Annotated in this window: 14 protein-coding genes and 1 other RNA gene; 6 read left to right on the plus strand and 9 right to left on the minus strand. The window is 69.0% G+C overall.

The window, feature by feature from the left end; translation table 11 throughout:
- Positions 1-98 precede the first annotated feature (98 nt).
- The 3 genes from mdh (at position 99) to C7T91_RS12620 (ending at position 2,826) form a co-directional block, all read left to right on the plus strand.
- Positions 99-1,061: a malate dehydrogenase gene (gene mdh / locus C7T91_RS12610; RefSeq protein ID WP_108259549.1), complete on the plus strand. Its 963-nt coding sequence runs from the start codon at positions 99-101 to the stop codon at positions 1,059-1,061.
- A complete protein-coding gene (locus C7T91_RS12615) occupies positions 1,054-1,890 on the plus strand; it encodes a putative nucleotide-diphospho-sugar transferase (RefSeq protein WP_108259550.1) in 837 nt (278 codons plus the stop codon). The genes mdh and C7T91_RS12615 overlap by 8 nt, the downstream gene beginning before the upstream one ends.
- A gap of 78 nt (positions 1,891-1,968) precedes the next feature.
- Complete coding sequence (locus C7T91_RS12620; RefSeq protein ID WP_108259551.1) at positions 1,969-2,826, plus strand: putative nucleotide-diphospho-sugar transferase; 858 nt, start codon at positions 1,969-1,971, stop codon at positions 2,824-2,826.
- A gap of 3 nt (positions 2,827-2,829) precedes the next feature.
- On the opposite strand, the gene C7T91_RS12625 is transcribed toward C7T91_RS12620, so the two are convergent.
- A complete protein-coding gene (locus C7T91_RS12625; protein WP_145962867.1) occupies positions 2,830-3,057 on the minus strand; it encodes a hypothetical protein in 228 nt (75 codons plus the stop codon).
- Between the two features lie 35 nt (positions 3,058-3,092).
- A complete protein-coding gene (locus C7T91_RS12630) occupies positions 3,093-3,290 on the minus strand; it encodes a 4Fe-4S binding protein (RefSeq protein ID WP_108259553.1) in 198 nt (65 codons plus the stop codon).
- Between the two features lie 191 nt (positions 3,291-3,481).
- Here C7T91_RS12630 and C7T91_RS12635 point away from each other — a divergent pair, with 191 nt between their 5' ends.
- Complete coding sequence (locus tag C7T91_RS12635) at positions 3,482-3,793, plus strand: hypothetical protein (protein ID WP_108259554.1); 312 nt, start codon at positions 3,482-3,484, stop codon at positions 3,791-3,793.
- Positions 3,794-3,898: 105 nt separating this feature from the next.
- Here the strand turns inward: C7T91_RS12635 and C7T91_RS12640 are convergent, their stop codons facing one another.
- The 6 genes from C7T91_RS12640 to C7T91_RS12665 all read right to left on the minus strand — a co-directional run bounded on the left by C7T91_RS12640 (position 3,899) and on the right by C7T91_RS12665 (position 8,281).
- On the minus strand, positions 3,899-4,339 hold the full coding sequence (locus C7T91_RS12640) for an OsmC family protein (protein WP_108259555.1): 441 nt from the start codon (positions 4,337-4,339) through the stop codon (positions 3,899-3,901).
- Positions 4,340-4,403: 64 nt separating this feature from the next.
- On the minus strand, positions 4,404-4,976 hold the full coding sequence (locus C7T91_RS12645; RefSeq protein WP_108259556.1) for a YceI family protein: 573 nt from the start codon (positions 4,974-4,976) through the stop codon (positions 4,404-4,406).
- 75 nt (positions 4,977-5,051) lie between these two features.
- The gene (locus C7T91_RS12650) at positions 5,052-5,741 is read right to left on the minus strand and encodes a glutathione S-transferase (RefSeq protein WP_108259557.1); all 690 of its coding nucleotides are present in this window, start codon (positions 5,739-5,741) and stop codon (positions 5,052-5,054) included.
- 58 nt (positions 5,742-5,799) lie between these two features.
- Positions 5,800-6,183 carry a histidine phosphatase family protein gene (locus tag C7T91_RS12655; protein WP_236638201.1) on the minus strand — a complete coding sequence of 128 codons (384 nt, stop codon included), beginning with the start codon at positions 6,181-6,183 and terminating at the stop codon, positions 5,800-5,802.
- 127 nt (positions 6,184-6,310) lie between these two features.
- Positions 6,311-6,674: RNase P RNA component class A (gene rnpB, locus C7T91_RS12660), an RNA gene on the minus strand.
- A 149-nt stretch (positions 6,675-6,823) separates the two neighbouring features.
- Positions 6,824-8,281: an MORN repeat-containing protein gene (locus C7T91_RS12665; RefSeq protein ID WP_161555876.1), complete on the minus strand. Its 1,458-nt coding sequence runs from the start codon at positions 8,279-8,281 to the stop codon at positions 6,824-6,826.
- A 155-nt stretch (positions 8,282-8,436) separates the two neighbouring features.
- Between C7T91_RS12665 and C7T91_RS12670 the strand changes: the two genes are divergently transcribed.
- Positions 8,437-8,664, plus strand: a complete 228-nt coding sequence (locus C7T91_RS12670; protein WP_236638202.1) for a hypothetical protein — start codon at positions 8,437-8,439, stop codon at positions 8,662-8,664.
- Between the two features lie 149 nt (positions 8,665-8,813).
- On the opposite strand, the gene C7T91_RS12675 is transcribed toward C7T91_RS12670, so the two are convergent.
- Entirely contained in the window at positions 8,814-9,206 is a 393-nt protein-coding gene (locus tag C7T91_RS12675; protein WP_108259560.1) for a phage major capsid protein, read from the minus strand.
- 57 nt (positions 9,207-9,263) lie between these two features.
- Between C7T91_RS12675 and C7T91_RS12680 the strand changes: the two genes are divergently transcribed.
- Positions 9,264-9,630, plus strand: a 367-nt coding sequence (locus tag C7T91_RS12680) for an NAD-binding protein (protein WP_161555877.1), incomplete at its 3' end; no start/stop codon positions are given.

Raw genomic sequence — 9,630 nt, forward strand, 5'->3', positions numbered from 1 at the left:
CGGCTTTGCTTCGTCTTGCCGCGCAAACCCGTCTTGCAAGGAAATGACTTAGCGACTAGGCAAACTGCAACATTCGTCAAGGACTGGAGAGGATCATCATGGCCAGACCCAAGATCGCCCTGATCGGCGCCGGACAAATCGGCGGCACGCTCGCCCATCTCGTCGCGCTGAAAGAGCTGGGCGATGTCGTTCTGTTCGACATCACCGACGGCATCCCGCAGGGCAAGGCGCTCGACATCGCCGAATCCGGTCCGTCCGAAGGCTTCGACGCCGCCATGACCGGCACCACCGACTATGCCGACATCGCAGGTGCCGATGTCTGCATCGTCACCGCCGGCGTGCCGCGCAAGCCGGGCATGTCGCGCGACGACCTGCTGGGCATCAACCTGAAGGTCATGAAGTCGGTCGGCGAAGGCATCGCAGCCCACGCGCCGAACGCCTTCGTCATCTGCATCACCAACCCGCTCGACGCGATGGTCTGGGCTCTGCAGAAATTCTCGGGCCTGCCCGCGAACAAGGTCTGCGGCATGGCCGGCGTGCTCGACTCCGCGCGCTTCCGCCACTTCCTGTCGCTGGAATTCAACGTCTCGATGAAGGACGTCACCGCCTTCGTCCTCGGCGGCCACGGCGACACCATGGTTCCGCTGGCACGCTACTCCACCGTCGCAGGCATCCCGCTGCCCGACCTGGTGAGCATGGGCTGGACCACCCAGGACAAGCTCGACGCGATCGTCCAGCGCACCCGTGACGGCGGCGCCGAGATCGTCGGCCTGCTGAAGACCGGCTCCGCCTACTACGCGCCGGCGACCTCGGCGATCGAGATGGCCGAAGCCTATCTCAAGGACCAGAAGCGCGTCCTGCCCTGCGCCGCCCATTGCTCGGGCGAATTCGGCCTCGACAACATGTATGTCGGCGTGCCGACCGTGATCGGCGCCGGCGGCATCGAGAAGATCGTCGACATCAAGCTCGACAAGGACGAGCAGGCGATGTTCGACAATTCCGTCAACGCCGTGAAGGGCCTGATGGAAGCCTGCAAGGGCATCGACGGCTCGCTTGCCTGAGGCAAGCCCAACCGGAGGCTCCGGCGCAAGCCGGGGCTTCGTCTTCGCGGCCAGCGGCGCGGGCTACACGCCCGTTGCCGCCGCCGCGGCGGCAAGCCTGCGCGAGATGTGCCCCGGGGCGCAGATCGACCTGTTCACGGACACGCCGCCCGCGGGCGCGCATCCGTTCGACAGGATCCACCCGCTCGAACACAAGACCCACCGGCCGAAATTCGAGGCCATGCTGCGGTCGCGCTTCGACCTGACGGTCTATCTCGACAACGACATGATCTTCCTCGCGGATATCACCGATATCTTCGACGTGCTCGAACGCCATGACATCGCCGCGGCACATTTCGAGACCCGCGCCAGCAAGCTGGCCAACCAGGTCCGCAGCTTCGCCGTGCCGGCCGCCTTCCCGCAGATCAATGGCGGGCTGATGGGCATCCGCCGCTCGCCCGCGACCACCGAATTGCTCGAACGCGTGCAGAAGATCCTGCTCGACGAAGGCGGAATGGACCAGCCGCCGCTGCGCGAGGCCCTGTTCCTCAGCGACCTGCGCCTGGCGATCCTGCCGGTCGAATACAACATGATGCGGCTCTGGGTGCTCAACAGCTGGCGCCGTTCGCAGGGCGCGCCGCGGGTGCTGCACCTGCGCAAGCTGCAGCGCCACCTGCGCGATGCCGAGGAAGCGCAGCGCGCCTTCAACCTGCGTCGGCTGGTGCATCCGGTGGTCCGCGCGCGCATCCAGGCCCTGCTCGACGACGACCGCTCGCTCGAGGGCAAGCGCAAGCGCACGGTCTCGACCGGCCCGCTCAAGCACATCCTGCGGCGGCTCGGCCTGATCTGACGCGCATGCGGCGGGGCTTGCGCTCCGCGCGGCAAGTTGGTTTCACGGAAGCACCCGCCGCATCGTCAGGAGACCCCCATGCCCTGGGCCACGCCAGAAAGCCTCGCCCCCGCCACCTGCGGCTTCGTGCTGGCCGCATCCGGACGCAAATACGCCACGGCGGCCGAGGCCGCGGCCCGGACGCTGAAACAGTCCAACCCGGATTTCGAAGTTGACATCTTCACCGACCAAGAGGTCGACGCGTCGCTCTTCGGCCAGGTGCACAAGCTCGACAAGAGCTGGTTCCGCCCGAAATTCGAGGCGCTGATCCGCTCGCGCTTCGACCGGACGATCTATCTCGATGTCGATCTGGTGGTGCTGGGCGACATGTCGGACGTGTTCTTCGTCCTGGGCAAATACGACATCGCGGCGGTGCAGGCGACGAACCGCAACCAGGGCTTCGCCTGGAAGCCCTGGCGGATGCCGCTGCCGAACGCCTTTCCGCAGATCAACGGCGGCATGATCGCGCTCCGCCGCAGCGACGCGACCCTGCAATTCCTGAAGGACTGCCAGCAGGCGATGGTCGATCACGACATGCCGCGCGACCAGCCGGTCTTCCGCGAGATGCTGTGGCACAGCGACCTGAGGCTCCACATCCTGCCGCCCGAATACAATGTCCGCAACCGCACGCTCTGGCAGTATGGCGGCTCGAAATTCGCGGCGCCGCGCGTGCTGCACCATACCGGCTTCGTCGCGCGGATGAAGGACGACCGCACCCCGGTGCGCCCCGAGCAGATCTACGGGCGCGGCTTCGTGCGGCATGTGCAGCGCCTGATCGCCGCCGACCGGCAGCTGACCCCCGGCGCCAAGGACAACGTCCCCGCCCCGCAATACGACAACGTGCTGTTCCGCGCCCGCGACTGGCTGGCGGCGAAGCTCGGCGGCAAGAAGCGCTGAGCCTCAGGCCTCCGGCAAGCCGCGCACGAAAAGCGCGGCCAGCTCCGGGTCCTGCGCGCGGCGGATGTCCGGCGCGCCGCAGAGCGGGCGTTTCCACCCCGTCGTCGCGGCCGCGCAATGCAGCAGCTCGAAGCCGCCGCAGCCCGCGCGGGCCGCGCAAGAGGCGCAGCCCTGATCCCGGTCCGCCGCCAGAACCGCGTGGCCCTTTCCGGCGGAGACGACCTCCAGCACGCGGCGCAGCCTGGCCGGTCCGCAGCCGTCCCCGCTCATTCCGCCGGGAGGATGCAGCCGTCTTCCATGCAGACGCTGAGGCATTGCGGCATGTCGTGATCGGGCGCGCATTCGGTGCAGATATCGGCCTTGATGAAGAAGACGCCCTTCTTCGGGACGATGGCGCCGGTCGGGCAGACGGGCTCGCAATCCCCGCAGGAGGTGCAGAGATCGCCGACGATTTCCATGGCCATGGGCAGGGTCCTTTCCTTTGGCTGGCTCCCTCGGGGAGACCGGTGACGTGCTGCCATGGCCCAAGCACGCCCCGTGCCAGGCGGTCCGGCACAGTTAACCTTTTCGTAGGAAATCGGCGGCGGAGGCATGGCAGTTCGGGAAAATCCGGTTAGTATTTTGCTAAACATCGCCAGAGCTGCGGAAGACCGCCATGACCCATCACTCCCTGTCCCAGGTGCTCCTCTCCGATCTCGACGCCGCCGCGCCGCTGGGCGGCTTCGGCGCGGCGGCGCGGCCGGCCATGCTGATGGAGCACCTGAAGCGCGAACGGCAGATGGTCGGCGAAGTCCTGCAGAACCTCGAGGCGCTGATCGATTGCGCCGATGCCTGCATCGCCGAACATGCCGAAGGGCGGCTCAGCCGCGACGACCTGCTGATGGCGCTGATCGACACGGTGCAGGTCGCGGGCATGGAGCTGGCCTATAACGAGGCCGAAGCGCTGGCTGCGACCGCCGGGGCCTGAGCTCAGGCGGGCGGCCGCGGCCGGGCCGGGCTGGCGTCGAGGTCCGACTATTTCAGCAGCCTGCTAGTGCTGCGGCCGCCCGAAGGCGGCCGCAGCCGGATCGGCTCAGGCCGATTGCGACGCCTTGAGCACTGCTTCCATCGTGATCTCGACGGCCATGAGCTTCGAGATCGGACAGTTTTCCTTGGCCGTCCGCGCGGCCTCCAGAAACGCCTCTTCCGAAGCCCCCGGTACCTTGGCCTCGACCTCGAGATGCAGCTTCTGCACTGCGAAGCCGCCCTCCTCCTTGTCCAGGAACACCGTCGAGCTGGCCTTGATCTCTTCGGCCTCGAACCCGGCCTGGCCAAGGATCATCGACAGCGCCATCGAGAAGCAGGAGGCATGTGCCGCGCCGACCAGCTCCTCGGGATTGGTGCCGACCTTGTCCTCGAAGCGGGTGTTGAAGCCATAGGGCTGGCTGTCGAGCGCGCCGCTCTGGGTGCTGACGGTGCCGGTGCCGGTCTTGAGCTCGCCGCGCCAGACGGCGGATCCGTGCTTGCGTATCATGGGATGCTCCCTTCCTTGCTTCGGTCGGCCGGTCAACGGGCGCGGCGGCAAGGTTGTTCCGTGCTCAGCCGCCGGCCGCGGCGAGCTGCGCGCGGATCCGCAGCTCCACCCGCTCCGAGACCAGCTCGCCATAGCCGTCGGCGCCGAAGTCATGCCGGTTGATCGTCCCGGTCAGAATCACGGTCAGGCGGCTGAGATCGCCCGCTGCGCTGCCCGGCGGACGGTAGAGCTTCGCGTTCAGCACCAAGGGCTTGGTGACGCCGCGGATGGTGACCCGGCCCGAGATCGCCGCGCCCGCGGCAACCGACCCGCTGACGCTCCGCGACACGAAGCGGATTTCCGGATAAGCCGCGGCATCGAGCATGCTCTGGCTGCGCAGCGCATCGGTGGCCAGCCGGGTCGAGGCGCGGATCGACGCCACGTCGAGCACCACCTCGGCAGAGGACCGGTCCAGCCGGGCGAAATCGATCTGCATCCGGGCCGATTTCACTGGCATCGTGCCCTCGCCCGGCACGCCGCCGACCGAATAGAGGAAACGCACCTCGGACCCGGCCGGATCCAGCCGGTAGCGGACCGGCTCCGCGATTGCCGCGAGGGCCGGAAGCAGGAACCACAGGAAGAGCAGCAGCCGGAGCATGGAATGAGCTTAGCACGGCGCGGTCATAACGGAAGGTTAACCACGATCACGATGTGCTGCCCGGCCGGGCTCCGCTCAGATCGCCGCGGGCCAGGGCTCCCGCGCGGTGCCCTGGACATAGGGCGGCTCCTCCGCCATCGGCCAGTCCGCTCCGATCTGCCGCCAGGCGGCAATCGCCGGATCGGCGAGATGGGCGTTTACATAGGCCCGCGCCGCATCGCCGACCGGCAGGCCATAGCCCGCGATCCGCATCGCCACCGGGGCGTAGAAGGCATCGGCGATGCTGTAGGCGCCGAACAGCCACGGCCCCGCCCCGCCAGACCGCTGCCGCGCCATCGCCCAGAGCGTCTCGATCCGCGCCAGATCGGCCAGCACCTCGGGCGGCGGGACGAAATCCGGGCGGCGATGCGTGACCACCATCGGGCAGTTGCCGCGCAGCGCGCCGAAGCCCACATGCATTTCGGCCGCGATCCAGCGCGCGGAGGCCCGCTGCGACGGATCGGCAGGCCAGAGCCCGGCATCGGGATGGCGCTCGTGCAGGGTCTCGGCAATGGCGAGGCTCTCGCCGACGGCCGTGCCGTCGGGCAGCACCAGCACCGGCACGGTCACGGCGGGCGCCACCGGGGCGAGGTCGGCCAGCTTGCCGCCTTCGTAGATGTCGACATGGACCAGCCTGTGATCCAGGCCGAACCGGTGAAGCAGGAGCCAGGCGCGCAGCGACCAGCTCGAGTAGGACGCGTGTCCGATGTACAATTCATAGCTCATGTGGCAAGCCTAGCGGCGGCGCAGGCATGACGGAAATTGAATTTTGTGCGGACCGCCATCACGGACAGTGATTGGCGCAACCTTCCTCCCAGCCGGTGCCGGTCCGGCGCAGGCTGGTGACCGAGAGATTGTCGATCTTCTGCGCGAAGATCTCCGCTGCCGTCATCCCGCGCGCCCGCTGGAGCTGGGTCAGGATCGCACCGAAATGCGCCACCACGATGACCTCGCCGCCCATGGCCGCCAGCCGGTCCGCCGCCGCCGAGACCCGTGCCGCCAGCATGTCCCAGCTTTCGCCGCCGGTCGCGCAGGACGGTCCGGGCGCCTGCCAGAAGGCCGCGATGGCGTCGGGCTCCTCGGCATCGATCTCGGCGAAGCTGCGGTTTTCCCAGGCCCCGAAATGGATTTCCCGCAGGCCAGGATCATGCGGCTGCCGGCGCCGCAAGGCCCGGATCCCCGGCGCCGCGCCGCAACCGGCGGCCTCCCGCAGAGGGCGGAGCCCGGCGCGGGGGCAAGGAGAATGACGCCCCGCCAGGGGCGTCTCCGCTGGATCGCGGACAAACGGAATGAAGCTGCGCGGATGGCCTGTAAGCCGGATTCTGTCCGGGGGTTGCCCCCCTGGATGACCATTCCTCTAGGCCCGCCGTTGCCGACGCGCTCAAGCTGCCAACCCGGGATCTCGGGGCCGAAGCAGCCCATGCGGATCCCCTATTAGGCATTGCTCCCGGTGGGGCTTGCCGTGCCGGTCCTGTTGCCAGTCCCGCGGTAGGCTCTTACCCTACCGTTTCACCCTTGCCGCGGCGGACCGCGGCGGTCTGTTCTCTGTGGCGCTTTCCCTGGGGTTGCCCCCGCCGGGCGTTACCCGGCACCGTTGCTTCGTGGAGTCCGGACTTTCCTCGCGCCCCTTGCGGAGCCCGCGGTCATCCAGCCATCCGCGCGCGCCCCCGCTAGCCCCTCCGCGCCCCGCCGTCAACGGGGAAGCGCGCCGCAAGCTCGGCCATGATCCGGCGGTCCTCCTCGCAGAGCCGCCCCGCCGCCACCGAGGGCGACCGCCCGACGGGGCCGGCCGCCGGATGGCGCCGGCGCTATTGCGGCGCGGGCTCTTCCGCTTCGGGCGGCTGCTCCGCTGCGTCCTGCGGCACCGCGACATCGGAAACGAGATTGTCGTTCTTCCACATGCCGCTCAGCACCGTGCCGTCGGCATAGGTCAGCACGCCCTCGCCCGAGCGGCGGCCTTCCTCGAAGCCGCCCTCGTACATGTCGCCATTGGCGAAGACGACCTTGCCCTGCCCGTGCTGGCGGCCTCCCTTGAAGCCGCCCTCGTAGACCAGCTCGTCCGGCATGGTCAGCACGCCCTCGCCATCGAAGACATCGTCGCGGAACCCGCCTTCATAGGTCGCGCCGCTGGCGAAGGTCGCCTTGCCCCGGCCCTCGCGCAGGCCGTTCACCCAGTCGCCCTCGTAGGTATAGCCGCCCGGCAGCATCAGCTTGCCCGTGCCGTGCTCGCGCCCCTCGGCGAAGCCGCCCTCGTAGACCGCGCCGGAGCGCAGCGTGCTCTTGCCCTGGCCCTCCATGATGCCCGCGCGGAACTCGCCCTCGTAGACATCGCCGCTGGCGAAGCGCACCGTGCCGGGCCCCTCGGGCAGCCCGTCCCGGAACTGGCCGCGATGCACCGTGCCGTCGGTATAGGTCAGCACGCCCTCGCCCTCGAACTGGCCGTCGGCCCAGTCGCCCTCGTAACGGTAGCCGTCGGCGCCGGCATAGGTGCCGCGGCCCGAGATCACGTCATCCTCGTAGGTGCCCTCGTAGCGCTCGCCGGTGGCGTATTCGGTGACGCCCGGCCCCGAGCGCTTGCCCATCGCCAGGCTGCCCCGGTAGACATCGCCGTTCACATAGGTGACCACGCCCTGGCCCGAGAGCTGGTCGGCGACCCACTGGCCCTCGAAGCTCGACCCGTCCGACAGCGTCAGCTTGCCCTGGCCCGAACGCTGGTCCATCGCCATGCCGCCGACATAGATCGAGCCGTCCGGCAGCGTCACCCGCGCCTCGCCCGAGCGGCGGCCGTTCTCCCAGCCGCCATCGTAGACATAGCCGTCGGGCATGCGCAGCGTGCCGGTGCCATGGGCCAGATCGTCCTTGAAGCCGCCCTGGTAGACCGAGCCGTCGGGATAGGTGCGCGTGCCTTCGCCGGTCATCTTGCCCGCGGTCCAGGTGCCGATCATCACCGAGCCGTCCGGCAGGGTCAGCTGGCCCTGCCCCTCGGGCTGACCCGCGGAAAAGGCGCCTTCGTAGACCGCGCCGTTGACCAGCTGCGCGCGGCCCTGGCCCTCCTGCTTGCCGGCGGCCCAGTCGCCCGTGTAGCGGTAGCCCGACGGCAGCGTGTAGCTGCCGAAGCCGTCCGGCAGCCCGTCGGCCATCGCGCCCTCGTAGACGCCGCCATTGGAGAACTGGACGGTGACCGGCCCTTCCTCGGCGGTCACCGCATAGCCCAGCCCGGCGGTGAGCATCCCGGCGAGAAGCGCGATCCGGAGCTTCGGAGACATGTTGCGGCACCTTCGTTCATATCCTGTCTCAGGCGTTTGTACGGGCATCACCGGCGGCAAGTCCAACGATGATTGCCCGGACGGCGGGGAGGCGCTTGCACCGCCGCGCTATCTGACTTAAGTCAGCGATAAATGCCTGACCAGAGTCCGACATCATGCCCCTCGATCCCGTTGCCCGCTTCCGCCGCTTCGCCCGTGCCGCCACCGCCGAACTCGGCGCGCTCGACCAGTCCTTCCTCGGCCGCGGCCGCCCGCTGGGAGCGGCGCGGGTCCTGAATGCCATTGGCCGCGGCCAGGAGGACCTGGCCGAGATCCGCGCGCATCTGGGGCTCGACTCGGGTCTGGCCTCGCGGCTGCGAGCGGCACGGCGGCGCCGGACTTGACCAGGGCGGCGGCGGCGGCGGGCTCGAAGCCTGCGATCTCGCCGGGATTGAGCGCGCCGTGATGGCGGCGGAGCTTGAGCGGAATGCGGGTCATGGGAAACTCCTCTTGGGGATGGGCGGCGCGGGCGGCCCGCGCCGCGGGAAATGGATCAGAGCGACCAGGCGGCGGCGTTGAAGCCGGTCACGGCCACGTCGTATTCCGGCGCGAAATCATGCTCGGCGATGGCGCGGAACAGCGTCATGTCCTGCTGGAAGGCATGGGTCTCGGTGCCGCCCTGGGCGGTGAAGGAGGCCTCGGTCGACTGGTCGAGCACGATCGAGGCGGTCTCGCCGATCATCATCTTGTCGAAATCGGCGAAGTAGATCTCGGTCTCGTCGGTGCCGGTGCCGAGGCTGTTCGGCACGTTCGAGCTGGTGTGGATCGGGAAGCCCTTCAGGGTGCCGTTCTTCACCTCCGGGAACAGGAGGTTGCCGTTGGCGTCGCGCAGTTCGGCGATCCAGGCCTTGGTCGAGGCGCGCATCACCCAGCCGGGCGAGACCATCGAGACATCGGCATCTCGACCCGCGCCACCGCCGCGGCAAGCGCCAGGGCCGCCGCATTGGCATTGGCCGCGACCGGCCCGGCGCCGGTCTCGGGCGGCGCGGCGGGGGCGGCGAACGGCACGATCGCGATGATGGTCGGCGCCGATCCGGCGGATTACGCGCGGGCGAAGCCGGTGCTCGACCGGATCGGGCCGAACCATACGCTCTGCGGGCCGGTCGGCGCGGGCCAGGTGCTGAAGCTCGTCAACAACACGATCAGCACCTGCAACCGGCTGGCGATGATCGAGGGCGTCGCGCTGGCCCACAAGAACGGCATCGCGCTGGAGACGCTGGCCGAGGTGCTGAATGCCGGCGGCGCGCGCAGCCGCGCGACCGAGAAGATGCTGCCCGCCATGGCCGAGGGACGCGACAGCGGCACCTTCG

Origin of the sequence: Mangrovicoccus ximenensis, assembly GCF_003056725.1 — a bacterium.
Lineage (GTDB): Bacteria > Pseudomonadota > Alphaproteobacteria > Rhodobacterales > Rhodobacteraceae > Mangrovicoccus > Mangrovicoccus ximenensis.